At 62.5% G+C, this 24,469-nt stretch carries 28 protein-coding genes; 15 read left to right on the forward strand and 13 right to left on the reverse strand.

Features of this window, described 5'->3' with window-relative positions; all coding sequences use genetic code 11:
- Positions 1-2: 2 nt before the first annotated feature.
- Positions 3-659, forward strand: coding sequence for a guanylate kinase (gene gmk, locus AC1VON_RS16690; RefSeq protein WP_172353013.1), 657 nt, complete (start codon positions 3-5; stop codon positions 657-659).
- Positions 660-699: 40 nt separating this feature from the next.
- On the opposite strand, the gene rsmA is transcribed toward gmk, so the two are convergent.
- The 6 genes from rsmA to lptF all read right to left on the reverse strand — a co-directional run bounded on the left by rsmA (position 700) and on the right by lptF (position 8,323).
- A complete protein-coding gene (gene rsmA, locus AC1VON_RS16695; RefSeq protein WP_172351154.1) occupies positions 700-1,539 on the reverse strand; it encodes a 16S rRNA (adenine(1518)-N(6)/adenine(1519)-N(6))-dimethyltransferase RsmA in 840 nt (279 codons plus the stop codon).
- A 25-nt stretch (positions 1,540-1,564) separates the two neighbouring features.
- The gene (gene pdxA, locus AC1VON_RS16700; RefSeq protein WP_483126339.1) at positions 1,565-2,581 is read right to left on the reverse strand and encodes a 4-hydroxythreonine-4-phosphate dehydrogenase PdxA; all 1,017 of its coding nucleotides are present in this window, start codon (positions 2,579-2,581) and stop codon (positions 1,565-1,567) included.
- Between the two features lie 13 nt (positions 2,582-2,594).
- Positions 2,595-3,530: a peptidylprolyl isomerase gene (locus AC1VON_RS16705; protein WP_172351153.1), complete on the reverse strand. Its 936-nt coding sequence runs from the start codon at positions 3,528-3,530 to the stop codon at positions 2,595-2,597.
- Between the two features lie 88 nt (positions 3,531-3,618).
- A complete protein-coding gene (locus AC1VON_RS16710) occupies positions 3,619-6,039 on the reverse strand; it encodes an LPS-assembly protein LptD (protein ID WP_483124243.1) in 2,421 nt (806 codons plus the stop codon).
- Positions 6,039-7,124 (reverse strand): LPS export ABC transporter permease LptG, encoded by a 1,086-nt coding sequence (gene lptG, locus AC1VON_RS16715; RefSeq protein ID WP_483126340.1) that lies wholly within the window; start codon positions 7,122-7,124, stop codon positions 6,039-6,041. The genes AC1VON_RS16710 and lptG overlap by 1 nt, the downstream gene beginning before the upstream one ends.
- On the reverse strand, positions 7,121-8,323 hold the full coding sequence (gene lptF / locus AC1VON_RS16720; RefSeq protein WP_483124244.1) for an LPS export ABC transporter permease LptF: 1,203 nt from the start codon (positions 8,321-8,323) through the stop codon (positions 7,121-7,123). Before lptF ends, lptG begins: the two co-directional genes overlap by 4 nt.
- A 364-nt stretch (positions 8,324-8,687) precedes the next feature.
- On the opposite strand from lptF, the gene AC1VON_RS16725 reads away from it, so the two are divergent.
- Both AC1VON_RS16725 and AC1VON_RS16730 read left to right on the forward strand, forming a co-directional pair.
- On the forward strand, positions 8,688-10,199 hold the full coding sequence (locus tag AC1VON_RS16725) for a leucyl aminopeptidase (protein WP_172351150.1): 1,512 nt from the start codon (positions 8,688-8,690) through the stop codon (positions 10,197-10,199).
- 9 nt (positions 10,200-10,208) lie between these two features.
- Positions 10,209-10,658 (forward strand): DNA polymerase III subunit chi, encoded by a 450-nt coding sequence (locus AC1VON_RS16730; RefSeq protein ID WP_172351149.1) that lies wholly within the window; start codon positions 10,209-10,211, stop codon positions 10,656-10,658.
- Positions 10,659-10,847: 189 nt separating this feature from the next.
- On the opposite strand, the gene AC1VON_RS16735 is transcribed toward AC1VON_RS16730, so the two are convergent.
- Entirely contained in the window at positions 10,848-11,318 is a 471-nt protein-coding gene (locus AC1VON_RS16735) for a carboxymuconolactone decarboxylase family protein (protein WP_172351148.1), read from the reverse strand.
- 84 nt (positions 11,319-11,402) lie between these two features.
- On the opposite strand from AC1VON_RS16735, the gene AC1VON_RS16740 reads away from it, so the two are divergent.
- The 3 genes from AC1VON_RS16740 to AC1VON_RS16750 are packed head-to-tail and all read left to right on the forward strand — an operon-like array spanning position 11,403 to position 13,585.
- Positions 11,403-12,080 carry a TetR/AcrR family transcriptional regulator gene (locus AC1VON_RS16740; RefSeq protein WP_172351147.1) on the forward strand — a complete coding sequence of 226 codons (678 nt, stop codon included), beginning with the start codon at positions 11,403-11,405 and terminating at the stop codon, positions 12,078-12,080.
- Between the two features lie 33 nt (positions 12,081-12,113).
- Positions 12,114-12,725 (forward strand): hypothetical protein, encoded by a 612-nt coding sequence (locus tag AC1VON_RS16745; RefSeq protein ID WP_172351146.1) that lies wholly within the window; start codon positions 12,114-12,116, stop codon positions 12,723-12,725.
- Complete coding sequence (locus tag AC1VON_RS16750) at positions 12,722-13,585, forward strand: 23S rRNA (adenine(2030)-N(6))-methyltransferase RlmJ (RefSeq protein WP_172351145.1); 864 nt, start codon at positions 12,722-12,724, stop codon at positions 13,583-13,585. Before AC1VON_RS16745 ends, AC1VON_RS16750 begins: the two co-directional genes overlap by 4 nt.
- Positions 13,586-13,604: 19 nt before the next feature.
- Here the strand turns inward: AC1VON_RS16750 and AC1VON_RS16755 are convergent, their stop codons facing one another.
- Together AC1VON_RS16755 and AC1VON_RS16760 are read right to left on the reverse strand one after the other, a co-directional pair.
- Complete coding sequence (locus AC1VON_RS16755; RefSeq protein ID WP_246740715.1) at positions 13,605-14,384, reverse strand: helix-turn-helix domain-containing protein; 780 nt, start codon at positions 14,382-14,384, stop codon at positions 13,605-13,607.
- Complete coding sequence (locus AC1VON_RS16760; protein ID WP_172351144.1) at positions 14,384-14,584, reverse strand: hypothetical protein; 201 nt, start codon at positions 14,582-14,584, stop codon at positions 14,384-14,386. The genes AC1VON_RS16755 and AC1VON_RS16760 overlap by 1 nt, the downstream gene beginning before the upstream one ends.
- On the opposite strand from AC1VON_RS16760, the gene AC1VON_RS16765 reads away from it, so the two are divergent.
- The 4 genes from AC1VON_RS16765 to AC1VON_RS16780 all read left to right on the forward strand — a co-directional run bounded on the left by AC1VON_RS16765 (position 14,571) and on the right by AC1VON_RS16780 (position 17,135).
- The gene (locus AC1VON_RS16765; RefSeq protein WP_172351143.1) at positions 14,571-14,993 is read left to right on the forward strand and encodes a VOC family protein; all 423 of its coding nucleotides are present in this window, start codon (positions 14,571-14,573) and stop codon (positions 14,991-14,993) included. The two genes, AC1VON_RS16760 and AC1VON_RS16765, sit on opposite strands and share 14 nt — an antisense overlap.
- Before the next feature lie 137 nt (positions 14,994-15,130).
- Positions 15,131-15,583 carry a hypothetical protein gene (locus AC1VON_RS16770; RefSeq protein ID WP_140768369.1) on the forward strand — a complete coding sequence of 151 codons (453 nt, stop codon included), beginning with the start codon at positions 15,131-15,133 and terminating at the stop codon, positions 15,581-15,583.
- A gap of 137 nt (positions 15,584-15,720) precedes the next feature.
- Complete coding sequence (locus tag AC1VON_RS16775) at positions 15,721-16,302, forward strand: TetR/AcrR family transcriptional regulator (RefSeq protein ID WP_172353009.1); 582 nt, start codon at positions 15,721-15,723, stop codon at positions 16,300-16,302.
- On the forward strand, positions 16,299-17,135 hold the full coding sequence (locus AC1VON_RS16780) for an EamA family transporter (protein ID WP_172351142.1): 837 nt from the start codon (positions 16,299-16,301) through the stop codon (positions 17,133-17,135). Before AC1VON_RS16775 ends, AC1VON_RS16780 begins: the two co-directional genes overlap by 4 nt.
- A gap of 78 nt (positions 17,136-17,213) precedes the next feature.
- Here AC1VON_RS16780 and AC1VON_RS16785 read toward each other — a convergent pair whose 3' ends face one another.
- The 3 genes from AC1VON_RS16785 to AC1VON_RS16795 all read right to left on the reverse strand — a co-directional run bounded on the left by AC1VON_RS16785 (position 17,214) and on the right by AC1VON_RS16795 (position 18,912).
- Positions 17,214-17,525 (reverse strand): transcriptional regulator, encoded by a 312-nt coding sequence (locus tag AC1VON_RS16785; RefSeq protein ID WP_172351141.1) that lies wholly within the window; start codon positions 17,523-17,525, stop codon positions 17,214-17,216.
- Between the two features lie 36 nt (positions 17,526-17,561).
- Positions 17,562-17,801 carry a hypothetical protein gene (locus AC1VON_RS16790; protein ID WP_172351140.1) on the reverse strand — a complete coding sequence of 80 codons (240 nt, stop codon included), beginning with the start codon at positions 17,799-17,801 and terminating at the stop codon, positions 17,562-17,564.
- A gap of 232 nt (positions 17,802-18,033) precedes the next feature.
- Positions 18,034-18,912 carry a hypothetical protein gene (locus tag AC1VON_RS16795; RefSeq protein ID WP_483124245.1) on the reverse strand — a complete coding sequence of 293 codons (879 nt, stop codon included), beginning with the start codon at positions 18,910-18,912 and terminating at the stop codon, positions 18,034-18,036.
- Between the two features lie 46 nt (positions 18,913-18,958).
- Between AC1VON_RS16795 and AC1VON_RS16800 the strand changes: the two genes are divergently transcribed.
- Positions 18,959-19,555 carry a glutathione S-transferase gene (locus tag AC1VON_RS16800; RefSeq protein ID WP_172351138.1) on the forward strand — a complete coding sequence of 199 codons (597 nt, stop codon included), beginning with the start codon at positions 18,959-18,961 and terminating at the stop codon, positions 19,553-19,555.
- Between the two features lie 61 nt (positions 19,556-19,616).
- Here the strand turns inward: AC1VON_RS16800 and AC1VON_RS16805 are convergent, their stop codons facing one another.
- Entirely contained in the window at positions 19,617-20,273 is a 657-nt protein-coding gene (locus AC1VON_RS16805; protein ID WP_172351137.1) for an outer membrane protein, read from the reverse strand.
- 413 nt (positions 20,274-20,686) lie between these two features.
- Here AC1VON_RS16805 and AC1VON_RS16810 point away from each other — a divergent pair, with 413 nt between their 5' ends.
- From AC1VON_RS16810 to moaD, 4 genes are all read left to right on the forward strand, one after another.
- Positions 20,687-21,448, forward strand: a complete 762-nt coding sequence (locus tag AC1VON_RS16810) for an SDR family oxidoreductase (RefSeq protein ID WP_483124246.1) — start codon at positions 20,687-20,689, stop codon at positions 21,446-21,448.
- Positions 21,445-23,514, forward strand: a complete 2,070-nt coding sequence (uvrC, locus tag AC1VON_RS16815) for an excinuclease ABC subunit UvrC (RefSeq protein ID WP_172351135.1) — start codon at positions 21,445-21,447, stop codon at positions 23,512-23,514. Before AC1VON_RS16810 ends, uvrC begins: the two co-directional genes overlap by 4 nt.
- Positions 23,515-23,611: 97 nt before the next feature.
- Complete coding sequence (gene pgsA, locus AC1VON_RS16820; RefSeq protein WP_140768350.1) at positions 23,612-24,208, forward strand: CDP-diacylglycerol--glycerol-3-phosphate 3-phosphatidyltransferase; 597 nt, start codon at positions 23,612-23,614, stop codon at positions 24,206-24,208.
- Between the two features lies 1 nt (position 24,209).
- Positions 24,210-24,467 (forward strand): molybdopterin converting factor subunit 1, encoded by a 258-nt coding sequence (moaD, locus tag AC1VON_RS16825; protein ID WP_483124247.1) that lies wholly within the window; start codon positions 24,210-24,212, stop codon positions 24,465-24,467.
- Positions 24,468-24,469: the final 2 nt, after the last annotated feature.

Consider the following 24,469-nt stretch of genomic DNA (forward strand, 5'->3'; position numbering starts at 1 on the left):
CGATGGTTCCCAGGGATTTGGGAGGCCGCATTCGCCGCCGGGGGCTGATGCTCGTCTTGTCGTCGCCATCCGGTGCCGGCAAGTCCACGATCGCGCGCAACCTTCTGGAAAGCGATTCCAGCCTCGAATTGTCGGTCTCGGTCACCACCAGGCCGCGCCGCGGCTCTGAAATCGAGGGTGTTCACTACCATTTCCGCACCATGCGCGAGTTCGAGCGGCTGCGTGATTCCGATGCACTGCTGGAGTGGGCGGAAGTGCACGGCAATTGCTATGCGACACCGCGCGAACCCGCGGAACTGGCGCTGGCGCAGGGCCGCGACATGCTGTTCGACATCGACTGGCAAGGCGCCCAGCAGCTCAAGGAGAAGATGCGTGCCGATATCGTCTCGATCTTCATCCTGCCGCCCTCGATGAAGGAATTGAAGGCGCGGTTGAAACGCCGCGCCGAGGACCAGGAAGCGGTGATCGAGACGCGGCTGAAGAACGCCCGCAATGAGATCGAGCACTGGAAGGAATATGATTTCGTCATCGTCAATGACGATCTCGACCGCGCCTTCGCCGAGGTGCGCGGCATCGTCGTCGCCGAACGATTGCGGCGGGACCGCCGGCCCGGTCTGTTCGATTTCGTCTCCGGCTTGCTGGACGAGAAGACGGAGTGAGGCCTCTCTGCTTCTCTCCCCGTAGACGGTGAGAAAAGAGCTACACTGCGTTCGTCAGCCGCACAAATTCCTCGACGCTAAGCGTTTCGGCGCGTCTTGTCGGGTCGATGCCCGCACGCTCGAGCAAGGCCTCGCCGCCCAGGCTTTTCACGCTCTGTCGCAACATCTTCCGGCGTTGGCCGAAGGCGGCTTCGGTGACGCGCCCGAGTTTCTTCACGTCAGTGGGCAAGGGTGTCGTGCGCGGCTCCAGATGCACCACCGAAGAGGTGACCTTGGGCGGCGGCGTGAATGCCTGGGGCGGCACGTCGAAGGCAATCCTGGCTTGCGTGCGCCAGCCGGCCAGCACGCCAAGCCTGCCATAGGCATCGCTGCCAGGCGCGGCGACGATGCGCTGGGCCACCTCACGTTGGAACATCAGCGTCATCGAGGCGTAGAAGGGCGGCCAGTCCATCACAGTCAGCCAGCGGACGAGCAATTCCGTGCCGATATTGTAGGGCAGGTTGGCCACAATCCTCACCATGCCACCATCTCCGGCCGCTGCCGCGGCGAGGGCGGCGAAGTCGGTCTTCAGCGCGTCGCCGGAAATCACCTCCAGCCGGCCGGGATAGTGAGCGGAGACTTCGGCCAGTGCCGCCAGGCAGCGCTCGTCGCGCTCGATGGCGACAACCCGGCGGGCGCCGTTGGCAAGCAGCGCTCTTGTCAGGCCGCCAGGCCCCGGACCAACCTCGATCACCGCTGCGTTTGTCAGGTCGCCGGCGCTGCGTGCGATCTTGCCCGTCAAATTGAGATCGAGCAGGAAATTCTGGCCGAGCGCTTTTTTTGCCTGCAGCCCATGGCGCTCGATGACATCGCGCAGCGGCGGCAGCCCGTCGATGCTCATGCGTTCGGATCCGAAACGGGAGCGCTCATGCGGCCGCGGCCATGTTGTCGATGTCGGCGAGCCGTCTGGCGAGCTTCAATGCGGCGATCAGGCTATCGGGCCGCGCAATGCCCTTGCCGGCGATGTCGAAGGCGGTGCCATGATCGGGCGACGTGCGGATGAAGGGCAGGCCGAGCGTGACGTTGACCGCTTCGTCGAAGGCCAGTGCCTTGGCCGGGATCAAGGCCTGGTCGTGATACATGCACAGCGCTACATCATAGCCCGCCCGCGCCCGGGCATGGAACAGCGTGTCGGCCGGCAGAGGTCCGAAAGCATCGATGCCCTCGGCGCGCAGGATGTCGACCGCCGGGCGCACCACACGTCCATCTTCCTGGCCCATGGAGCCGCCTTCGCCGGCATGCGGATTGAGGCCGGCAATGGCAAGCCTCGGCCTGGCTATGCCGAAGCGACTGGCGAGGTCGGTGGCGGTGATGCGCGCGGTCGCCACGATCAATTCGGTGGTCAGGGACTTCGGCACCTCGGCCAGCGCGATGTGGATGGTAACGGGAACGGTGCGCAGATCAGGGCCTGCCAGCATCATGACCGGCGTCACCTCGATACCACTGTGCCGGGCCGCCAGATGCGCCAGATACTCGGTATGGCCGGGAAAGCGGAACCCGGCATCGTAGAGCGGCTTCTTGGCGATAGGGCAGGTGACCACGGCAGCGGCGTCGCCGGCGAGGCAAGCGGCGACAGCGCGGTCGATCGCCTCGATCGTGCCCGCCGCATTGGCCGGATCCGGCCTGCCGGGGCTGTCGATGAACCGGGCGGCCAGTGGAACGACCGGCAGGCTATCGACGAAAATTTGCGCCGTTTGCGCCGGTGTTGTCTCGACGATCGGCACCGACACGCCGAGGTGGTTTGCCCGCGATGCGATCAGCGCCGGATCAGCCAAAAGATAGAATGCGGGCAAGCCGGTTGCCTCGCGCGCCAGGAAGGCGGCGATAGCGATTTCGGGGCCGATGCCGGACGGATCGCCAACGCTCAGCGCCAGCGCCTTCATCGCGCTGCTCACGTCAGCGCTTGACGATGCGGGCTTTCGCCTTCAGCTCGTCGACATATTTCTTGCTGAGATCGTCGGCCGCCTTGTCGTTGGAGCCTTCGCTCTGGAACACCATCTGGGCGGTCTTGTCGTCGGACACTTCGCGCGACGAGCAGATGCCGATGAACTCGACGCCGCGCTCGGTTTCGCGCGTGACAGTGGCGCCGCCAACCTTGGTGGCCTTGATCTGCTCGGCCCAGTCCGGCGGCAGTTGCGGCGCCAGAACCCGGCCCAGATCGCGAACGGTGACGTCGATCAGGCCCTTGGCGAACTCGCGCGTCGTATTGCAACCGTTGAAGCGGGCGCGCATGGCGTCAGCCTCGCGCTTGCGCTTGGCCAGCGTCGCGCTGCGTTCGGCGGCCGGCACGACGAAGATGACCTGCTGCAGCATGTACTCGGTGGCGCTTGGCTTGGCCCCGCCCTTGTCGAGCATGCGCCTGACCGCGTCCTGCTCGGTCACGCTGCCGCCTTCTCCGGAACGGTAACGCGCGCTCAAGGCCTGGTTCCAGGCCATCTGGGCGCGGATGAACTCCTTGAAGTGGTCCTTGCCGACTCCGGATTTTTCCATGACGCCGTCGAGTTGGCTGAGTTGCATCTTGTTGCTGGAAGCAAAGCGCTGATAGGCAGCCTCGACCTGCGCGTCGCTGATGCGGATGCCAAGCCGCCTGGCTTCGGCAAGGCGTAGCGTCTGATCGATCATTTCCTGGGCGGCGTCGCCCCCCTTCTTGTGCTGCAGTTTCAGGAAGGCGGCACGATGCGCGATATCGCCTGACGTGATTGGTATGTCGTTGACGACGTATTTGATCTCGCTGGCGAAGGCCGGCGGCGTCATGACGGTCATCGACACGGATGTCGCCGCCACAAGCAGCGCGAACCCTGCTGAAAAGAGGTATTTCCTCATCATTAGCATCCCAATTCTATCCCGGTTCCGCCCAATTTCGTCCTCTTCCGGGTGCGCGAATCCGTGCCAGCCCTATGCGGCGAAACGATGTCGCCGGCTACTGGATGGTGTCGATCGCGCTGGTCGACGAGCCGAAGTCGCCGAGGGTGCGGAACGACAGATTGAAGCCGATGCTCTGTGTCACTTCCCTGGTGTTCAGGTCACGCGACTGCGAGTACGTCATCAGATAGGTGAAGCAGGAATCGTTGTAGGCGAAGCCGACTCCATCCTTGACCAACAGGCTTTCCTGCAGGTCGTAGGTTCCTGTCCCGAACACGCGCCAGTTCTCGGCAAGGTGCGTGGATGCACCCAGCGTGACCTCATGACGGTCGGTCGTGAAGCCATAGAGCGGCTGGGCCTGAATAAAGGCGTACTTGGCACTCAACGACACCGGCAGGCCCGAATAAGCGGCCTTCACCTCGGCGCGGCGGATATCGAAGGTCTGTTCGTCGAAGCGACCGCTGATGGAAGCCGCGAATCCATTCGGGCTGTTGATGCCAAACAGACCGACATAGTCGGACTTGGTGTTCTGAAGGCCCGAATAGGCGCCGACATTGACCAGATCCGGCGCGGCGAAGGAGTTGTCACCGCCAATCTGGTAGGACTGGCCGAAAATCGCATTGGTACCCCAGCCGTTGATATAGGAGCCGGAATAGCGGAACCCGACATTGGCGCGCGAGCCGCCTTCCACGCGATCGTAACCGGAGAACTTGTCGCGTTCGAAGAGCGTGGTCGCATCGAAAACCATGCTCTGGGCGTCTTCATTGGGGACGGCGAGGCCGCCGACATACTGTTCGCTCGGACGCAGGAATACCTGCGCCATCGGCTCGATGACATGGCTCGACCCGCTGGCCATCGAAAACAGCATCGGCCAACGCATTTCGAGGCCCGCTGTTGCCATGTAACGGGCAAACGACGAACGCATGTTGTCCTGCTCGCCCAAATTCGTCGCCATCTGGTTGACGGCTGCGAGCGACCCCGACGACGCGTTGAGGTAGTCGACATCGCCCTGCAGCGCCAGCAACGGAGTCAGCACCAGTCCGTCGTCGGTGACGAAGGACCGCTTCCATTCCGCTTCGGCCGTGAGACGGCTGGACTCACCTGCGATGCCGCGCACGCGCTGCACCGGCGTGCCGGCATTGTATGGCTTCTCGAAAGCCTCATCGAGATCATCGCGGCGGATCACCCGCGTATTGACGTTCATCGACAACTGACCGCCTGCGATGGATGCATCGGGGATGTATGCATAATCCAGCGAGGGCAGCACCCAGGGCTGCTGGCCACTTCGCGCCGCGAGATTGCTGTTGAGCGTATCTTCCTGGACCTCGAAATGCATGGCGCGCACGTCGAAATAGTTACGGCCATTGAGACCGGTCAGGTAGACCGACGACTGGTGGACGGCGGCATTGTACTTGTCGATGTTGTAGGTGTTGGAGAAGTTCTTGTCCGTCTGCAGCAGCACGTCCCAGCCGAAATTCCAACGCTCGTTGATTGCGAACTGTCCCTGCGTGCCCATCATGCCGCGGAACTTGTTCGGGTCGCCCGCGGCGCCGGAGTCGACGTTGCGGCCAGCGCTGTCGATGAAGGCGTCGGGATCCTGCTGCTGGATGCCGGCCATCTTCAAACTGTATTGGCCATTGTCGAAGCGCTGCCGCCACTCGGCCTCTCCGAGGAAGCCCTGCTTGGTGTAGCCACTTCCCGACACCGTCAGGTCATAGGTCGGCGAAAGTGCGAAATAGTAGGGAACCTTGACGCTGTATCCCAGATGGCTGTTGTAGCTGATGCTGGGGATCAGGAAACCGCTCTTGCGCTTCACCGTCGGGTCGGCGATCTCGAAAGCCGGCAGGTAGGCGAGCGGAAAGCCGAAGAACTCGAAATTCGCATTCTCGAAGCGAACCGTCTTCTTCTCGCCGTTCCAGATGATCTTCCTGGCCTTCACGCGCCAGGTAGGCGCCTTGTCGGGCTTGTCCTCGCATGGCTCGCAGGCGGTGTAGACACCATTGTGGAAGGTGGTCAGCACGCCGCCCATGCGCTCGGCGCTTTCGGCGGCGAAATAGGCCTTGTCGACGGTTTCAACGCGAAGCGCGTTGACGAAGCCGTCGGCGAAATCGTCGGTGATATCGATATGCTGCGAATTGATCTTGGTGCCGTCGCTGTTGACGATTTCGACATTGCCGCTGGCAACCATCCGCTTGGTGTTGCGGTTGTATACGACCTTCTGGGCGACGAGGCGGTTGCCGCCATAGTCGATCTGGACCCCGCCGACAGCGGTCACGGTCTGGTTGTCGTTGTTGTACTCGAGCGTATCGGCGGCCAGCAGCATTTGCGAGCCGGACGGAACCTTGGTCGCCACATCACCGACTTCCTGCGCGAACGCAGGCAATGGAACGCCGCAGGCAAGCAGGCACGCCAAGGCGCTCGCCGCATAGAGGCGCGCCAAACTGGCCTGCCTGTTGCTGGGCAAAAACGCCTCCCTCACTAGCCGTCTTCCTTGTATAGCAGGAAAGTCACCCCGAAGAACATAGCTACCACAACTGGCACCCAGGCGGCTATGGCAGTCGGCACGAACCCCGCCACGCCGAATGCCTTCACCAGCACCGAAACGACATAAAGCAGAAACCCGGCAACGACGCCACCCAGAATCATCGTTGCTGATTGTCCCATCCTCGCAAATCGCATTGAAACTGTTGCCGCAATCAGCGTCATGGCGACGAGGAGGAACGGCAACGCCACCAGCGAATCAAACTGCATGGCAAAGGCATTTGCCTTGAGGCCGAAGGAACGGGCAACCTCGATTTTTCCGGGCAGGTCGTAGAATGGAATGGTCTCCGGGCGCGCCAGCCGCTCCTGCACGAATTCCGGCTTCAGATTGGTCGGCACACGATCGCTTGCGGCGGGCTGGATGGTGCCGTTCTTGAAGGTCTTCACGTCCTGCAATTCCCAATAACCGTCCCGCAGGTAAGCGCGCGCGGCATCCTTGCGCTCGACGATATTGCCTTGCTGGTCGAGGACGAAAAAGACGGCGTCGGCCATCTCCAGGCCCTGGTTGAGGATGGCCCGTGCGCCGATTATGGTGTCGCCAGAGCCGGTTTTCTGACGAATCCAGGGGGCGGCATCGGCCGAAACCGTGTTCGATTTGCCGGAGCGCAACTGGGTCTCGATCTGCTCGGACAAGGAGAAGGCGTGCGCGGCGAGCGGATTGATGAGCCCGACCGACACGAAGCCGAACAGCAATGCTCCGATGCAGCATGGCAAAAGGAATTGCCAGGCGGAAACGCCGGCGGAGCGCGCGATGACCAGCTCGTAGCGGCGGTTGAGCGACACCAGCGTTGCCATCGCCGAGAACAGGCCGACAAACGGCACCGTCTGCAGCATGATCATCGGCATGCGAAGGCCCGAAATGGCAACGGCCGTTCCATAGGTGAAGCCGGGCAGGCCGGTGGTGCGACCGGAAAGTTCGGTAAAATCGATCAGGAACACCAGCGCCAGAAGGCCCAGGAAGAACCAGATCGTGATCGTCACGTAACGGAAGAAGAAATAACGGCCCAGTGTCCAGCCCATCAGCCGATCCCCTGACCTGAAGTGCCGCGCCGTGACCAACGCAGCTTGAGGGCGTTCCAGCCGTCACCGAAGCGGCCGGCCAGGTTCGTCATCCAGTCCGCCCAGGCAACCGGCAGTTCCATGGTGCGGTTCGACACGATGAACCAGATGGCAACGGCGGAAGCCACGATGGGCACGCCATAGACCATATAGGCGTATTGCGGAATCTCATCCGCCTTGCTGGCGGCAAAGAAACCCAGCCAGCGCACGAACAGGGATATGGTGATCGCCGTGATCAAGGGATTGACGCGCGCCTCACGATGCGAGCGCGCGTCGCCAGCGACCGCGAGTGCGATAAGCGCGAACACCATGGAATAGGTCCATTCCGAAAATCGCTGGTCGATCTCGGCCCTGTATTCCTGCGGTCTTTGCTGGAAATTCTTGTCGTTGGGGCTTGGATTGAGCAGGTACTGGGTTGTCTGGTCCTTAGGCAGCAGCGTCACCTCGGAGGCCGCCGCCATGAAGGCCGACATGTCGAAGGCATAGGAGGTGAACCGGATGACGCTGAGGTCGCCGGTCAGCGTTTTGCGGTGGATGACGCCGTCATTCATCATCAGCACCTTTTCGCCGCCGCGTTCGACGATGCTGCCCGTCTTGGCATAATAGACGAGATTGACGCCTTCCTCGCGCGAATCGGCGACGAAGATGCCGCCCAGCCGATTGTCTGGAAGCCGCTCGCCAATCTGCAGGAACAGGCCGTCCTCGATCTTGCGGAAGGTGCCTTCCTGGATGATCAGCGACAACAGGTCGGCGCGCGACTGCGCCACCAGGGCGCGGTTCTTCTGCCTCGCATAGGGGTCGATGCCATTGTCGACGGCAAAGGAAAAAACGCTGGCCGCAAGGGCGAGAAGCATGATTGGCCGCACGATCGTCCAGCGCGAGGCGCCTGCCGCGTTGATGACAGCGAGTTCGGAATCCGAATTCATGACACTGAGTGTCTGGGCAACCGCTACCACCAGCGCGAAAGGCACGACGATCGGTATGATCGAGGGAAGGATGAGGGCGGCGACCTCGAAGAAGGTCAGCGACGACTGGCCGCTGTCGGTGACGAGGTCGATCTTGGCCAGCACCTGCGTGGTCCACACGATGGCCAGCGTCCAGACCAGCGCTGCCAGGAAGACCACGAAAGCGCGGCGCATGATGTAGCGTTCAACGACCTTCATGAAGGCTTTACTCGATTTTCTCGAACGGCATCATGCCACCACACTCAGGGTAGCTGTCCGGCGACGACCGCACAACTGGCTCCGATGGGCTCGATCAGGCAGGCGATCCGGTTCCCGTCCCATGTCGCGTGCCGCAGTGGACCGGAGTGTCGGAGGGAATGGATAAGAAAGGGCGAACATCGATGGTTAACAACATGTTGCGGCATGAAGCGGGGCCGTGCCGCGACGAATCGCCATCGATTCCGTGTGTCATATGGGTAGCCATTTTGGCAAAGTCTTGCCAAATACCGGAAAACGACCAAATGTCGCGGATCGCTTCAAACCGCTTCGCGCACCATCGCGCAATCCCCGAAAGCAGGACATGATGAACCCGAGACCGTCGATCGCCTTTGCAAAATTTGCCGCGCCTCAGGCGGCGGCGAACAGGAAGGGCACGGTTTTCGTGCTGTCGGCGGATGATGGCAACCTGAGCGACGCCGCCTCGGCGTACGATCCTGGCAAGACGCTGGAGCGGGCCTTCCCGGTGGCCGAGTTCACGGGCAAGTTTGCCGGCGTCGTCGAGGTTCTGGCGCCGCAGGCAACGTCGCTCGACAGGCTGGTCGCGATCGGCGCCGGCAAGGCGTCGGGGCTCGACGAATATGCCTGGCTGAAACTCGGCGGCACCATCGCAGCCTCGTTGCGCAAGGCAACCGACGTTGCCGTCGTGCTCGACCTTGCCGGCGCCTCGCCTGATGGCAAGGACGCCGCCAATCTTGCGGCTGGTATCCTCCTGCGCGGCTATTCCTTCGACAAGTACAAGACCAGGAAGGACAAGGATGACGTGAAGGCCGATCCGAAGAAGTCGGTCAAGATAACCATCCATACCGCCGACCCGGCAGGCGCCAGGAAGGCCTTCGCGGATGCCGAGGCGGTGGTCGACGGCGTGCTTCTGGCGCGCGACCTTGTCAACGAACCGGCAAATATTCTGGGACCGGTCGAGTTCGCTGCCCGGGCCAAGGACCTCGAGGCGCTTGGCGTCAAGGTCGAGATCCTGACCGAGAAGGAGATGAAGAAACTCGGCATGGGCTCGCTGCTCGGCGTTGCGCAAGGCTCGCCACGCGGCGCGCGCATGGCGATCATGCAGTGGAATGGCGGCAAGCCCAAGGACAGCCCGGTCGCCTTCGTCGGCAAGGGCGTCACCTTCGACACCGGTGGCAATTCGATGAAGCCGGCGTCTGGCATGGAGGACATGAAGGGCGATATGGGTGGCGCTGCCGCGGTAACCGGACTCATGCACGCCCTGGCCGCACGCAAGGCGAAAGCCAATGTCGTCGGCATCATTGGTCTTGTCGAGAACGCCGTCGACGGCCATGCCCAGCGTCCCGGCGACATTGTCACCTCCATGTCGGGCCAGACCATCGAGGTGCTCAATACCGACGCCGAGGGGCGTCTCGTGCTGGCCGACGCGCTGTGGTACTGCAACGACCGCTTTGAGCCGAAATTCATGGTCAATCTGGCGACGCTGACCGGCGCCATCATGGTCGCGCTCGGCCTGCACTATGCCGGCCTGTTTTCCAACAATGACGAATTGGCGGAGAGGCTGACGGGGGCGGGGCAGGCGACTCAGGAGCGGCTGTGGCGCATGCCGCTCGGTGCCGAGTACGACAAGCTGATTGATTCCAAGAACGCCGACATGAAGAACATCGGCGGCCGCTATGGCGGCGCCATCATCGCCGCGCAGTTCCTGCAGCGCTTCGTCAAGGATACGCCCTGGGCGCATCTCGACATTGCCGGCACGGCCATGGGCTCGCCGTCGAGCGAGATCAACCAGTCATGGGGTTCAGGCTTCGGCGTGCGGCTGCTCGACCGGCTGGTGCGCGATCATTACGAAAGCTGACCTCGATCCATGGCCGACGTGCTGTTCTACCATCTGACCGAATCGACGCTCGAGGATGCGCTGCCGGGCCTGCTCGAGCGCAGCGTCGATCGGGGTTGGCGCGCCGTGGTGCAGACCGGCACCGAGGAACGGCGCGACGCGCTCGACCAGCATCTGTGGACCTTCCGCGATGATTCGTTCCTGGCCCACGCGACCGATCGCGAGGCTTATCCCGGGGAACAGCCTGTCCTGTTGACCACCGGCGACGGCAATCCCAACGAAGCCAAGATAAGGTTCCTGGTCGACGGCGCGGCACCGCCCGATCTTGCCGGTTACGAGCGCGCCGTGTTCCTGTTCGACGGCCATGACGCCGCCCAGGTCGAGGCGGCCCGCGTGCATTGGAAAACGATGAAGGACGCGGGCCACGCCGTGACCTACTGGCAGCAGACATCAGACCGCCGCTGGGAGCGCAAGGCCTAGGCCTCGGCGAAACGGCCGACATGGCGATCGGGTCGCAATCGAGTGTCGGTTGCATGGGCTGCCCATGAAGAGACCCGCCTTTTGGTGGGTCTCTTCAATATGACAACCGTCATCGGCTGATTCGCCACTTCCCCATTTCCTTCTTGCTGACCGGCCTATTGCCCGTCCATTTCCTTGTTGCCTGCGGGCTTATTGCCCGCCCATTTCCTTCTTGAACGTGTCGAAATCGACCTGCATGCCATTGAAAATGGTGCTCCAGTGGCGGGTCAACGCAGCCATTGTCACGGCTTCCTGGATCTCCTCGTCGGTGGCGCCGGCGCGCTTAGCGTCCTGGGTGTCCGACCAGATGCAATAGCTGCACGGAATCTGCGCCGCCACCGCCAGCGAGATCAGCGACTTGACCTTTGGCGGCAGCGCCGTCTTGTCACTGAGTTCGATGGCCTTGACCTCGGCCCAGGCACCGGGCAGACCGGCTTTGGGAAATTGCTTCACAAAGCTCGGTACGCCACCCATGGTCGACTGGATGTCCATGAGGGTCGCATCATAGTCGTCGGCATGGGCAGGTGCCGCGGCCAGCGTCAGTGCGCAGCCGGTAGCGGCGAGCAGGCAGGTCCGGCGGATGGAAGAAGGCACGGATGAAAGAATGCGATAGTCGAACATGACATTCTCCTCTGGTTTTTCCAAGCCTTACGGTGTAAGGTGATGTGGAAATTGAACCTTACAGTGTAAGTTGTCAAGCGGCGCATGGACTCATCGATAAAAAAAGCCGGAACACGTGGCCGCCTGTCGCGCGAGATGATCGAGGACGCGGCCTTCGAGGTGATCGAGAAGGAGGGGCTTGCCGGCTTTTCCATGCGCAAGCTGGCGGCGGCACTCGGTTGCGAGGCGATGAGCATTTACCACCACTTTCCTTCGGTGGCGCATTTGCACGAAGCCCTCGTCGACCGGTTGATAGGTGCGCTTGAAATGCCCGACGCCAGCCTTCCATGGCGGCAAAGGATGCGCATCGCCATCGAGGATTTTCGTCGCATCGGCCGCGACCATCCCGCCTATGCCGCTTTCTTCGTCACCTACCGTATGAACTCGCCCATCTGCCTTGCCTGGCTGGACGGCATTATCGGCCTGTTCAGGGATGCCGGCTTTGACACCGAACTCAGCGCGCGGCTGTTTCGCGCCGTCGGCTATTACTTGATGGGGGCGGTGCTGGACGAGAATGCGGGCTATGCCAAGGGGCCATCGGCTGTGAACACGGTCAGCGACGAGCAACTGGCCCGGGATTTTCCCAATGTCACGGCGGCCGGGCGCTTTTTCGGCGCCGCAGAATTCGACAAGACATTCGAACTCGGCCTCGACATGCTGCTGGACGAAATGGAACGCCTGCGCGACGGTGCCGGTACAGGCCAGTTGCCAGGCAAGGCGTGATTGCCAAGGCATGATTACAAGGTGACTGTCTGAATGCGCTTTCTGTTTGTCCTGATCCTGCTCGCCGGCACCGGTATAGGCCTTATCTATCCCTGGGCGATGACCAATTTTTCCGGCCGCGAGATCGGTACCTGGCGGGTCTATGAACAAGGCCGCTTCAAACCAGTGACCGTGTCGCTCTCGGGCCGCGATGCGCCGGTGCGGGCATTGGTCGACCTGACCGCGAGAGCCGAGCGCATCGTTTCGCAGCAACGCACGGTGTTGACCCTGACCGCCGCCACCAATGGCCGCACGGTGCTTGCATCGACATTGCAGTTCAACCATGTCGACAACCCGCGCCAGGCGAGCCCGCAACTGCCCGACAAGATCTTTCGCGACGAGGCGGGCGTCATCGCGACCGTCAGTCCCGGCCCTTATGTCTTCACCGTCGGTCCGGGCGATGCCGAGGACATACCGATGCGGGCGGTCGACCTTGTGCTGCGCTCCGGTGTCGGCGAAGCTGACCGTCGTGCGCGGCCGGTCGGCCTCTCGCTGATGGCGATCGGTCTGATCGGCTTCCTGCTGTCCCTGCGTTCCGGTGGCGGCCGGCCGGACAATCCGAACTCGCAACCACCGCAGCCGCGCTGGGGCAGGGGACCCAAGTGAACTATCGCCACGCCTACCACGCCGGAAATTTCGCCGATGTCGTCAAGCATGTCGTGCTGACGCGGCTGCTCGACTATCTCAAGCAGAAGGACAAGGCTTTTCGCGTCGTCGACACCCATGCCGGCATTGGCCGTTACGATCTGTCGTCGCTCGAGGCGCAGAAGACCGGCGAATGGCAGGGTGGCATCGGCAGGCTGATCGATGCCTCGTTCGACGCCAGGGCGGGCGCGTTGCTGGCGCCCTATCTGGAGGCTGTGCGGTCGCTCAATCCCGGGGACGGCGTGAAGAAATATCCGGGTTCGCCGATGCTGGCGCGCCATCTCCTGCGCAAGCAGGACCGGTTGTCGGCGATCGAACTGCACCCGAAAGACGCCGCCAAGCTGAAGGCGGAATTCGCCGGTGACTTCCAGGTGAGGGTGATGGAACTCGACGGCTGGCTGGCGCTGGGCGCGCATCTGCCGCCGAAGGAGAAGCGCGGCCTGGTTCTCATCGATCCACCATTCGAGGAGGAGGGCGAGTTCGGCCGCCTGGTCGACGGGCTCGTAAGGGCGCACAAGCGCTGGCCCGGCGGCATTTACGCGCTGTGGTATCCAATCAAGGACCGCAAGGCGATCATCGCCTTCAGGAAGGCGCTGAAGCAATCCGGCATCCCGAAAATCCTCGACATCGAATTCGAGATCCGGCCGCCCTCTTCGGAACCCAGCCTTGATGGCAGCGGCATGGTGGTGGTCAATCCGCCCTTCACGCTGGAAGCCGAATTGCGGACGGTGTTGCCGGCACTGCACAAATTGCTTGCGGTGGAAAAGCCGGCGCACTGGTCGCTGGAATGGCTGGCCGGGGAGCAGGCGGGCACGGCTTGAACCCTGTCGGCCGGGCGCTCTATGCGCCGGTGGCGGCCAGTGCCGACGGCGTGATGCCGGACAGCCGCCTGCTTTCGCGTATCAAATGGGCCTGATCGGCATAGCCGGCCTCGACCGCCAATACAGCGGTCGAGGCATTGCTGGATGCCTGCCGCAGACGCCGGAAACGATGGAAGCGAAGGATGCGGTCGAGCGTCTTGGGGCCGTAGCCGAAACTTTCCTCGAAACGGCGACGCAGCGACCGCTCGCTCATATGCAAGCTGTGCAGCAGGAACGGCACCAGCGGCTTGCCGGCCGGCAGCCCCCGGTCGATGACGTCGAATGCATTGCCCATGACTACATCGGGCGCACGGTGTTCTTGCGTGTATTCCCCGATTGCCTTCTCCAATTGTCCTACCAGCTTGGCAAGATCGGGCGTGGCCCGCACGCGGCATGCCAGATGGCGCGCCCCGGTGCCCCAGAGGTCACCGAGGTCGAGGCGTTCTCCGACGATCCGGTTGGCCGGCACGCCCAGCCACGCGGCGGCCGCACCTGGCCGGAATCTGAACCCGACAATCGTCGCTCCTGAAGGCAATATCTCGATCTGCGGCTCCCGGTCCGGCCCCGCGACCCGCAACCGGCCGTCGATCCACTGCAGGTCGATCGTCGCATCCGGCGTTATCACGACAGGTGGAGCGTCCTGGTCCTGCATGCGGTGGACCCAGACGGACGCGAAGACGGCACCCAGCCGCCTGTCTGCCGGACGTTCCTGGAAAAAGCCGGTGGTCTGCGCCAGTACCGCTTCCATTCCTTCAGCCATCATCCGTCTGCTTGGCCAGCAATCGCAGGCTCGCCGTTTGGCCGGCGCTCTCCGCCATCTTGACCGAAATCTTCAATGCGCGCCGCTCCAGCAATGGCAATCACATGAAGCCTTACGCTGGCATTAGCCACCGCATCCGCGCTGACGTCACCGCACAAGTCCAGAATATAGAAAGGAGAAATCAAAATGAAAGCTCGCATCAGTGTCATCACCCTTGGTGTCGATAGTCTGGAAGCTTCGCTCGAATTCTACCGAAACGGACTTGGGCTTCCGACCGAGGGCATCATCGGCAGGGAGTTCGAGCATGGCGCCGTCGCCTTCTTCGATCTGCAGGGCGGCTTGAAGTTCGCGATCTTCGAACGTTCCGACATCGCCCGTGACGCCGGCATCGACCAGACCGGCCGCAGCCCGACCGAGTTCACCATCGGGCACAATGTCACGAGCGAAGCCGAGGTTGATGCCGTGATGGCGCAGGCCGTCAGAGCAGGCGCGCGTCTCGTCAAGCCGGCCCAGAATACGTTCTGGGGCGGCTATGCCGGCTATTTCCAGGATCCGGATGACCATCTCTGGGAGGTCGTCTTCAACCCCGCCTTTCTTCCGGAAGACTGATACTGGAGAGGAACGTGTAGCCGGTAGGTACGTTGGTAGACGCTCCAGCTCGTTTCTGGAAACCATTGTCTGAGCAACCGCTTGACCGACGCCAAGCGAATCCGCACAGTGCGCGCAATCGACCTTGAGAGGCTGTCATGACTCGCTTCGCCAAATCCGCACTTGCTGCCCTGATTTCGCTCTGTACCCCGCTCGCCGCGCCTCTTGGCATTACCCATGCGGTCCAGGCGGCTGACCTTGGCGTCTATTCGGACGACGATGGCGGCGTCTGCGGCCAGCCTTGGGTGCTGAGCAAGATCACCTCCCGCTTCTCCTACCAGGTGCATCATGTGCCGCATCTGCCGGATGTGCAGATCACCGACTTCCGGCGCATTCATCAGCACCGCTATCTGCCGGCCGACGACACCTGGCCGATCGGCCGCCGCTACTGCGGGGCCACCGTCAGCCTCTCCGACGGGCGCGACCGGTCCATCTGGTACCTGATCGAGGAAGGCCAGGGCTTTGCCTCGATCGGCGACAATGTCGAATTCTGCGTCTCGGGCTTCGACCGCTGGATGGTCTACAACGGCCGCTGCCGCGTCCTGCGCTAGACGCAACCTTCCGTTTCTCGATTTTCTTCAAGGCCTGCGGCTTAATCAGCCGCAGGCCTTTTCCGTGCCGTGTTGACAGACGGTGAGATCCATCGCATAGGTATGAGACAGACCTGTCTCATCACTTGGTGCGCATCATGACGCCGTCGCCTGTCTCCGACAAACGCCAGCACGTCGTCGAAACCGCCTACGCGCTGTTCAAGCGTGCCGGCTTCCACGCCACCGGGATCGACTGGATCATCGCCGAGGCCGATGTGGCCAAGATGACGATGTATCGCCACTTCCCCAGCAAGGATGAACTGATCGTCGCGGTGCTCGACTATCGCGCCAGGCGTTTTGACGAACAGCTCGACCAGCTTGCGCGGGAGAGCATGACGCCGGAGCAGAAGATCGCGAAGATTTTCGACTGGCATGGCCGCTGGTTCCGTAGCCCGGATTTCCACGGCTGCCTGTTCGCGCATGCGCTGGCTGAGTTCGGCGATCCGCGGCATGCCGTATTCAAGGCCGTCGCCAGGCAGAAGGACGGCTTCAGGCAGCGCATGCGATCGATCCTCGCGCAGGTGATGCCGCGCGGGCGCGCCGAGAACGTGGCGGCGACGCTGTTGATGCTGATCGAAGGGGCCACCCTGATGGCGCAGATGGGGCAGGCGAGTACCGCTCTTCGTGAAGCCCGCAAGGCGGCCCTGGACATCGTCGCTGCCTCGCGCAGGCCGCAATGAGCCCGCTGGTCGTCGGCCTCGCGCTGTTCGCGGCGATCCTGCACGCAAGCTGGAACGCTTTCCTGCGAACAGGCGCCGACAGGTTGTGGACCGTCACCGTCATGAGCTTCTCCAGCACGGTGCTGGCCATTCCCGTGGCAATCCTCAACGGTTTTCCGGCTACGTCGGCCTGGCTCTATGTCGGGCTCTCGGCCTGCCTGCAGGTTGGCTACAGCGTGTTCCTGGTGGCCGCCTACAAACATGGCGAATTGGGACAGGTCTACCCGATTGTTCGCGGCAGCGTGCCTCTGCTTGTCACCCTTGGCGGCTTCCTGCTGGCCGGCCAGCAGCTCACCGTTCTGGAGACCGTCGGCGTCGCCCTGGTCGGCGGTGGCATCATGGGTCTTTCGCTCGGACGAGGAAGAGCCGCCACGACATCGATCCTCTATGCGCTGGCAACGGGAGCTATCATCGCCGCCTATGCGACGGTCGATGCAATCGGCGTTCGCGCGGCGGGCAATGTCGGCGCCTACACCGCCTGGGTCCTGCTGGCCTATGGCGCATTGCTGCCGGCGACCTTCGTCGCCTGTCGTGGCCGGCTTGCTGTCGACCCGTGGGCGCCGGAGACCTGGAAGGCACTGGGCGGCGGCCTGTTCGCGCTTCTGGCCTATGGCGTCGTGGTGGCGGCCTTCGCGCTCGGACCTGCCGGTCCGATCACCGCGGTCCGCGAGACCAGTGTCGTCTTCGCGGCTTTCATCGGCCGGCTGTTTCTCGGCGAGACGCTGACACCCCGGCGGGTCGGCGCCTGCGCCGTCGTGGCGCTCGGGGCCATCTGCCTCGGCTATCAGCCGTGACGAAATCCATGTGCCTGCCCTACACGCGGGGCGCCGCCGTCGTTGCGACGCGCCAACGGTGTTCGCTCAATTGCAGTGCTATTTCCCGCGCCGCGTTGCCTCCGCCTGATCGATGATCTTGCGAAGAAAGGCAATGTGACCGCGAAAGGCCCGCCGCCCGATCGTTGTTGCCTTGACCCGGGTCTGCGGCCGTCGCCCGACGAAAAGCTTTTCAATATCGACATAGCCCGCCCTGGCCAGCGTATCGAGGTGTGCCCCGAGATTTCCGTCGGTGGCTTCGACCATGATCTTCAATTGGGTGAACTCCAGCGCCTCGCGCCTTTCCAGCGTGTTGAGGATGGCCATGATCCTGAGCCGCATACTCTGGTGAATGATGTCGTCGACGCTCATCGATGGGCTCCAATGCGGCAAGGCCTTGGATTGTCGTCATGTGGCACGGCGCTCTCGGAAAGCGGCAGCGCCACTTGCTTCTTGCGCGATCGACAAAGCGCGACCGCATCTTTGCAGAATACTCTGCTGTGCAGAGTTATCTGTCAATTGGAGGTAGGGATGCATGCTTGACAAGGTGATCCTCAGATCGGTCGCCGTATCGCGCTCGTGATCCACATAGACCGTTCGCTTGCGGAAGATGATCGCCTCGATGAGGTGGCAGGTCATGATATTCACGGCCGACGATCATGCGTAAAGTTGCTCGCTAGTCTTGGGAGTTCGATGGTGGGCTCGCATCGAGAATGCCGGTGTCAAATTGCCGGTGGTATCAGAAGATCAGCGACGGATTTTTGCGATGATGAGTGCGATCGCGTCACGATCTCAACGAAAATTTAAGCTGAGAAAATCATACCATTGCTTCGCTGGCTAGCGAGCCGCGAGTCAGATATGCATTGCGCGCCGGGGTCATTCACGGCCATCGGCATAACGTGAAGGGGCATGACATGGCTAAGCAGTCATCTAAAGCGCCGGCTTCCAAAGCACCGGCAAAGAAAGCACCCGCAAAAGCAGTCGCGGCGAAGGCCGCAACGGCAGTGAAGAAAGCAGCGCCTGCGAAGGCGGCGGCAAAGCCCGCGGCGAAAGCAGCACCGGCCAAGAAGCCGGCAGCGGCCAAGGCTGTGGCGAAGCCCGCAGTGAAGAAGGCGGCGCCCGTCAAGGCAGCGGCAAAGCCTGCAGCGAAGGCTGCACCGGCGAAGAAGCCTGCGGTCAAGGCAGCGGCAAAACCCGCAGCCAAGAAGGCGGCGCCCGCCAAGGCTGCGGCAAAGCCCGCCGCGAAGGCAGCGGCAAAGCCCGCCGCGAAGGCAGCGGCAAAGCCGGCCGCGAAAGCAGCAGCGGCCGCTACAAAGCCCGCGGTGAAGAAAGCCGCCGCGCCGAAGGCCAAGGCAGCGCCCGCGAAGGCGAAGGCTCCGGCCAAGAAGTAGACCGGTCGTTGGGGCGTCGCGTGTCCTTCGGGGCTCGGCAAGGACGCTCTGACGCACTGGATCGAAGCAAGTCCGGCAGCGGGTTCAGCCCTCGGGGCTGAACATCGGGATGAGACCGAGGGGGCAAGCAAAGCGAGGCGCCGGTTGGCTGCCTCGCTCGCCCATTGAACCGTCTCCTTGTCGTGCTTGGCGAAGGCTCCGGCGCAGTGCCTGGGTTGGTGAGATGCAAATGCAGGTTTGAACATAATCAGCCTGCTGTCGTCGCTCGCTCGCGTTTCCGGCGTACCACTCTGTAGGCTGATGCCCGGGATGGAAACCGCAACCGGTTTCTGGCAGTTCTTTTTTTGCGCTCTGGCGGTTGATCGCAAGTGGCTGTCCAGTCAACACTGGACGTCCGCAAACAGGAAACCGATCATGCCGAAGCTGCTCTACGCATCCACCTCTCCCTACAGCTCCAAGGTCAGGATGGCTGCGGCCTATGCTGGGATCGCGATCGATCTGGTGCCGGTCAAGACCGAGGACAAACCGGCCGAACTGATCGGAGCCAATCCGCTCGGCAAGATTCCGGTGCTGGTGCTCGATGACGGTCGTTCGATTCACGACAGCCGCGCCATTACCCAGCACCTCAACCGGATTTCGAAGAACGCGTTGTTCCCGCGCAATCCCGACAAGCGTCTGGAAGCGGAAGTGCTGGAGGCGCTGGCCGACGGCATTTGCGATTGCGCGCTGTCGATGGTCTATGAGCGCCGCACCCGGCCTGAGGACATGGTCTATCAGCCCTGGCTCGACCGGCAGTGGGCGAAGATCACCTCCGCTCTCGACCTGCTCAACGCCAACCCGCCGAAACTGCCGAAGAAGATCACCGCCGGCCAGATGGCGTTGCGGGCTTGCCTTGGTTACCTGTCATTGCGCTTTGCCGGCAAATGGGAAAAGGGTCGCGGCCGGCTGACCCGCTGGATGGCGCGTTTCGACGAGAAATTCCCGGAGTTGAAGTCCGCGATCCCGGGGTGACGGCGGCCACAAAAAAAGCCGGGCGCGAGGCCCGGCTTTTTCGTGTCGTGGCTTGAACGACTTAGAACTTCATACCGACGCCGAAGGTGACGCGGTTGTCGGTGGCCTTGACCTTGCCGATACCATCGAAGCTCTTGCTGCCGAAGTCGGTGTAACGATACTCGACACGGCCGAAGACATTGTCGGTCAGCTTGATGTCGGTACCCACGCCGGCGGTCCAGCCGATCATCGTAGCGGTGTCGCTGGCGAGGAGGTCGGAGTCTTCCACCTTCAGGCTTCTGCCGGCGAGACCGCCGGTGCCGTAGAGGAGGATTTCCGGGGTCACGGCATAACCCAGACGGGCACGCAGCGAACCTTCGAGGCCACCCTTGGAGTGGATACCATTGTCGTCACCCTTGACGCCGTTGTAGCCGAGTTCGGCTTCACCGCCGTACACGAAGTTCTCCTGCTGCCACTGATAGCCGCCGAAGACGCTACCGACGAAACCCTTCGTGCTGGTGTCGAAACCGGTATCCTTTTCCTTGGTACGGCCGGAGAAGCCATAGCCGAGGTTGATACCGGCATAGGGGCCGGCCCAGGACGCGACAGGCAGTTCGGCAACCGGAGCGGGTGCCGGCGGCTCTTCCTGAACGACGTCCGCGGCATAAGCGGTTCCACCGAGGGCGAAGAGCCCGAACGCGACGGCCAGCGGCCGTGCGAATTTGAGATTGGCTTGCATTGTTCTTTACTCCTTAAGCCACAGGACACAGGCTTGTTTCTTACGATCGCCATCAACCCGTCCGGGGGGTGAAACGGATCTGGCGTTCGTCGGTTCCAAATGTCGTGTCAAAATGCGGCTGAAGCGAACCTGAACTTGGGTCATTCCCCGGCGCGAATGAGGCAGAACCATGACGTTGCATCTTCGCAACAGCGAAATGTCAGCAGCTTGGCCATGTTGCGCCGCACACCGCTTGGTGCAAGGAGTCCTGCGCCCTATATGGGGATATGACTGGCCTTGTTATGGGGCGAGTCTGAATGCCCGCCAGGCGGTTTCGCCACAATGTTGCCCCAGGTGCGAACGCCATTTAACGGATGGCGAGCCATATTTTGCCGGCGCCGTCTTTTCGTGCCGAAATTGAGGATTGACTGAAGATGAGCAAAGCCACCACGGCGCTGGTGACCGGTGGGCCGAAACGGATCGGCAAGGCGATCGTCGAGGACCTCGCCAGCCATGGTTTTGCAGTCGCCATCCACGCCAATCGCTCGCGCGGTGAGGCTGACGCCTTGGCCGCGGGGATTAACCAGTCCGGCGGCCGCGCGGCGGTGGTAAGCGCCGACCTGACCGATATGAATTCCGTCAACGACCTTGTCGGCCAGGCGGAAGCCGCGCTGGGGTCCATCTCGCTTCTGGTCAACAACGCTTCGCTCTTTGTCGATGATTCCGTTGACGACTTCGACTGGCGGGCCTGGGATCGCCACTTTGCCATTCATGTGAAGACGCCGGCGCTGTTGGCGCAGAATTTCGCGCGCGCTTTGCCGGAAGGGCAGGAGGGGCTGATCGTCAACATCATCGATCAACGCGTCTGGCGGCCGACGCCGCGCTATTTTTCCTATGCGCTGTCCAAATCCGCCCTGTGGACGCAGACGCAGATGTTGGCGCAGGCGCTGGGCCCAAACATTCGTGTCAACGCGATCGGTCCGGGGCCGACGTTGAAGAACATGCGCCAGGATGATTCCGATTTTGACGCACAGGTCGCCGGCCTGATCCTGAAGCGCGGCCCGGAATTGCCTGAATTCGGCGCCACCATCCGCTATCTTTGGGATGCGCGCTCGGTCACCGGCCAGATGATCGCGCTCGATGGCGGCCAGCATCTTGCATGGCAGACGCCCGATGTGACAGGCATGGCTGAATGAGTCCACTCGATCACAAAAACAAGGTGCGCGGCGGCGCCGATGATCTTCCTCCCGAAATCGACCTCGAGGACGAGGCGCTGGAGGAGATCGTCGAACCAACTGGCCCCGATGTCGCCTTCACGGCCATCGACTGGACGCCGCATGCCGGCGATGCCGAAGGCATGGTCGGCGCCGAGGTGATCCAGACGCTGGTCAAGCGGCTGCCCAATGCCCCCGGCGTCTACCGCATGATGAACGCCGCCGGTGACGTGCTCTATGTCGGCAAGGCCCGCAGCCTGAAGAAGCGCGTCACCAACTACGCGCAAGGCCGGTTCCACACCAATCGCATCGGCCGCATGGTCCGCGAGACTGCGACGATGGAGTTCGTCGTCACCCGCACCGAAATCGAAGCGCTGCTGCTTGAAGCCAACCTTATCAAGCGCTTGCGGCCGCGGTTCAATGTGCTGATGCGGGACGACAAGTCGTTCCCCTATATCCTTTTGACCGGCGACCATGTCTCGCCCGGCATCTACAAGCATCGCGGTGCGCGGTCGCGCAAGGGCGACTATTTCGGCCCTTTTGCATCGGCCGGCGCCGTCGGCCGCACCATCAATTCGCTGCAGCGCGCCTTCCTGCTGAGAAGCTGCACCAACTCCTTCTACGAGAACCGCACGCGGCCATGCCTTTTGTACCAGATCAAGCGCTGCGCCGGCCCTTGCACCGGCGAGATCTCGCATGAGGGCTACGCCGAACTGGTCGCCGAGGCGAAGGACTTTTTGTCCGGCCGCAGCCAGAAGGTGAAGACCGAAATTTCGGCCGCCATGCAGCAGGCGTCCGAAGACCTCGATTTCGAGCGCGCCGCCATCTATCGCGACCGGTTGGCGGCGCTGTCGCACGTGCAGAGCCATCAGGGCATCAACCCGCAGACCGTCGACGAAGCCGATGTCTTCGCCATCCATCAGGAAGGTGGCCAGGTCTGCATCCAGGTCTTTTTCTTCCGCACCGGCCAGAACTGGGGCAACCGCGCCTATTTCCCCAAGGCCGACCCTGCACTGGAGGGATCGGAGGTGCTGGGCTCGTTCCTGGCGCAGTTCTACGACGACAAGCCGACGCCACGCGCCATTCTGCTGTCGCGTGGGGTCGAAGACCAGGAGCTGCTGGCCGAGGCGCTCTCCACCCGCGCCGGCCGCAAGGTGGCTATCTCGGTGCCGCAGCGCGGCGAGAAGAAGGACCTGACCGACAACGCCCTTCAGAACGCCAGGGAGGCGTTGGGCCGCAGGCTGGCCGAAACGTCGACGCAAGGACGATTGCTTGCCGGTTTCGCCGAGACCTTCGGGCTGGCCAAGCCGCCGGTGCGCATCGAGGTGTATGACAACTCACACATCATGGGCACCAATGCCGTCGGCGCCATGGTGGTCGCCGGGCCGGAAGGTTTTGTCAAAAACCAGTACCGGAAATTCAACATCCGCTCGACCGAGATCACGCCGGGCGACGATTTCGGCATGATGCGCGAGGTGATGGAGCGGCGCTTTTCGCGGCTGCTCAAGGAGCATGGCGATGTTGCCGTGGCCGACGACGCTGCGGCAGGCGAGGCGACCGATGATATCGATGATGACATCTCCGGCAGCTTCCCGGCCTGGCCCGACGTCATCCTGATCGACGGTGGTCAGGGCCAGATGACGGCGGTGCGCAAGATTCTCGCCGATCTCGGCATCGAGGACCGCGTCGTGGCCATTGGCATCGCCAAGGGCCAGGACCGCGATGCCGGCCGCGAACGTTTTTTCGTCAGGGGCAGGGACTCGTTTTCGCTGCCGGTGCGCGACCCCGTGCTCTATTTCGTGCAGCGCCTGCGCGACGAGGTCCATCGCTTCGCCATCGGTTCGCACCGGGCGCGGCGCAAGAAGGAAATGGTCAAGAGCCCGCTCGATGAGATTGCCGGCATCGGTCCCGGCCGCAAGCGGGCGCTGCTGTTGGCATTCGGCACGGCCAAGGCGGTGAGCCGTGCGGCGATCGAGGATCTGAGGAAAGTCGATGGCATTTCCGAACAAGTCGCCAAGCTGGTCTACAATCATTTTCACGAAAGTTGAAAAATTCGGCAGTTTCAGCTGGTCAGTCGAATCTGGCCTGTTGACCCCCTACATTCCCTTCTGATTTGAGTACGCAGGCAGAAAGAGTCCACCAGACATGGCCCAGCGCGCGTTCAACCTGCCCAACATACTGACCTACGCCCGCATCATCGCGGTGCCGCTGGTGGTTCTGTGCTTTTTTCTCGAAGGCCATCTCAAATCCAGCGACTTCGCCCGCTGGTCGGCGCTGATCATTTTCCTGCTCGCATCCATCACCGATTATTTCGACGGTTATTTTGCGCGCGCCTGGCAGCAGACCTCCAACATCGGCAAGATGCTCGATCCGATCGCCGACAAGCTGCTGGTCGCCACGTGCCTTTTGCTGCTTGCGGCCGACACCGATCGCCATGCCGGCATCGCCGGCTGGTCGCTGTGGGCGGCGATCATCATCCTGTGCCGCGAAATCCTGGTTTCGGGCCTGCGCGAATATCTGGCGGCGCTCAAGGTCTCGGTGCCGGTGACGCAGCTTGCCAAGTGGAAGACCACCATCCAGATGGTCGCCATCGCCTTCCTGCTGGCAGGTCCGGCCGGCGACAAGATATTCCCGCTGACCACGCAGACCGGCCTGGTGCTGCTGTGGATCGCGGCGCTCGTCACGCTCTACACCGGCTACGACTATTTCCGCGCCGGCCTCAAGCACATCATGGATGAGTGAGATGACGACCCGTCTCATCTATTTCGCCTGGGTGCGCGAACGGATCGGCACATCGGAGGAAGACGTTGAATTGCCGGCCGGCATCGAGACGGTCGCCGACCTGTTGCGCTGGCTGCAGTCGCGCGGCGAGGGCTACGAGCACGCGCTGCAGTATCCCGACGTGATCCGTGTTGCCATCAATCAGGAACATGTCGACCACCACGAGAAGATATCGGGCGCGCGGGAGATCGCGCTGTTCCCGCCAATGACCGGGGGCTGATA

The sequence above is a fragment of the Mesorhizobium sp. HAY1-8B genome, assembly GCF_056868045.1.

What these genes read in the sequence shown, in the direction of transcription:
- moaD (WP_483124247.1), top strand. Translation starts at nt 24,210, where the DNA reads ATGACGACCCGTCTCATCTATTTCGCCTGGGTGCGCGAACGGATCGGC.
- AC1VON_RS16745 (WP_172351146.1), top strand. Translation starts at nt 12,114, where the DNA reads ATGCGCTTTCTGTTTGTCCTGATCCTGCTCGCCGGCACCGGTATAGGC.
- AC1VON_RS16760 (WP_172351144.1), bottom strand. Translation starts at nt 14,584, where the DNA reads ATGCGAGCTTTCATTTTGATTTCTCCTTTCTATATTCTGGACTTGTGC.
- uvrC (WP_172351135.1), top strand. Translation starts at nt 21,445, where the DNA reads ATGAGTCCACTCGATCACAAAAACAAGGTGCGCGGCGGCGCCGATGAT.
- AC1VON_RS16725 (WP_172351150.1), top strand. Translation starts at nt 8,688, where the DNA reads ATGAACCCGAGACCGTCGATCGCCTTTGCAAAATTTGCCGCGCCTCAG.
- AC1VON_RS16755 (WP_246740715.1), bottom strand. Translation starts at nt 14,384, where the DNA reads ATGGCTGAAGGAATGGAAGCGGTACTGGCGCAGACCACCGGCTTTTTC.
- gmk (WP_172353013.1), top strand. Translation starts at nt 3, where the DNA reads ATGGTTCCCAGGGATTTGGGAGGCCGCATTCGCCGCCGGGGGCTGATG.
- pdxA (WP_483126339.1), bottom strand. Translation starts at nt 2,581, where the DNA reads ATGAAGGCGCTGGCGCTGAGCGTTGGCGATCCGTCCGGCATCGGCCCC.
- AC1VON_RS16805 (WP_172351137.1), bottom strand. Translation starts at nt 20,273, where the DNA reads ATGCAAGCCAATCTCAAATTCGCACGGCCGCTGGCCGTCGCGTTCGGG.
- AC1VON_RS16800 (WP_172351138.1), top strand. Translation starts at nt 18,959, where the DNA reads ATGCCGAAGCTGCTCTACGCATCCACCTCTCCCTACAGCTCCAAGGTC.
- AC1VON_RS16780 (WP_172351142.1), top strand. Translation starts at nt 16,299, where the DNA reads ATGAGCCCGCTGGTCGTCGGCCTCGCGCTGTTCGCGGCGATCCTGCAC.
- AC1VON_RS16730 (WP_172351149.1), top strand. Translation starts at nt 10,209, where the DNA reads ATGGCCGACGTGCTGTTCTACCATCTGACCGAATCGACGCTCGAGGAT.
- AC1VON_RS16810 (WP_483124246.1), top strand. Translation starts at nt 20,687, where the DNA reads ATGAGCAAAGCCACCACGGCGCTGGTGACCGGTGGGCCGAAACGGATC.
- AC1VON_RS16735 (WP_172351148.1), bottom strand. Translation starts at nt 11,318, where the DNA reads ATGTTCGACTATCGCATTCTTTCATCCGTGCCTTCTTCCATCCGCCGG.
- AC1VON_RS16775 (WP_172353009.1), top strand. Translation starts at nt 15,721, where the DNA reads ATGACGCCGTCGCCTGTCTCCGACAAACGCCAGCACGTCGTCGAAACC.
- AC1VON_RS16705 (WP_172351153.1), bottom strand. Translation starts at nt 3,530, where the DNA reads ATGCTAATGATGAGGAAATACCTCTTTTCAGCAGGGTTCGCGCTGCTT.
- AC1VON_RS16770 (WP_140768369.1), top strand. Translation starts at nt 15,131, where the DNA reads ATGACTCGCTTCGCCAAATCCGCACTTGCTGCCCTGATTTCGCTCTGT.
- rsmA (WP_172351154.1), bottom strand. Translation starts at nt 1,539, where the DNA reads ATGAGCATCGACGGGCTGCCGCCGCTGCGCGATGTCATCGAGCGCCAT.
- AC1VON_RS16785 (WP_172351141.1), bottom strand. Translation starts at nt 17,525, where the DNA reads ATGAGCGTCGACGACATCATTCACCAGAGTATGCGGCTCAGGATCATG.
- AC1VON_RS16765 (WP_172351143.1), top strand. Translation starts at nt 14,571, where the DNA reads ATGAAAGCTCGCATCAGTGTCATCACCCTTGGTGTCGATAGTCTGGAA.
- AC1VON_RS16740 (WP_172351147.1), top strand. Translation starts at nt 11,403, where the DNA reads ATGGACTCATCGATAAAAAAAGCCGGAACACGTGGCCGCCTGTCGCGC.
- pgsA (WP_140768350.1), top strand. Translation starts at nt 23,612, where the DNA reads ATGGCCCAGCGCGCGTTCAACCTGCCCAACATACTGACCTACGCCCGC.
- lptF (WP_483124244.1), bottom strand. Translation starts at nt 8,323, where the DNA reads ATGAAGGTCGTTGAACGCTACATCATGCGCCGCGCTTTCGTGGTCTTC.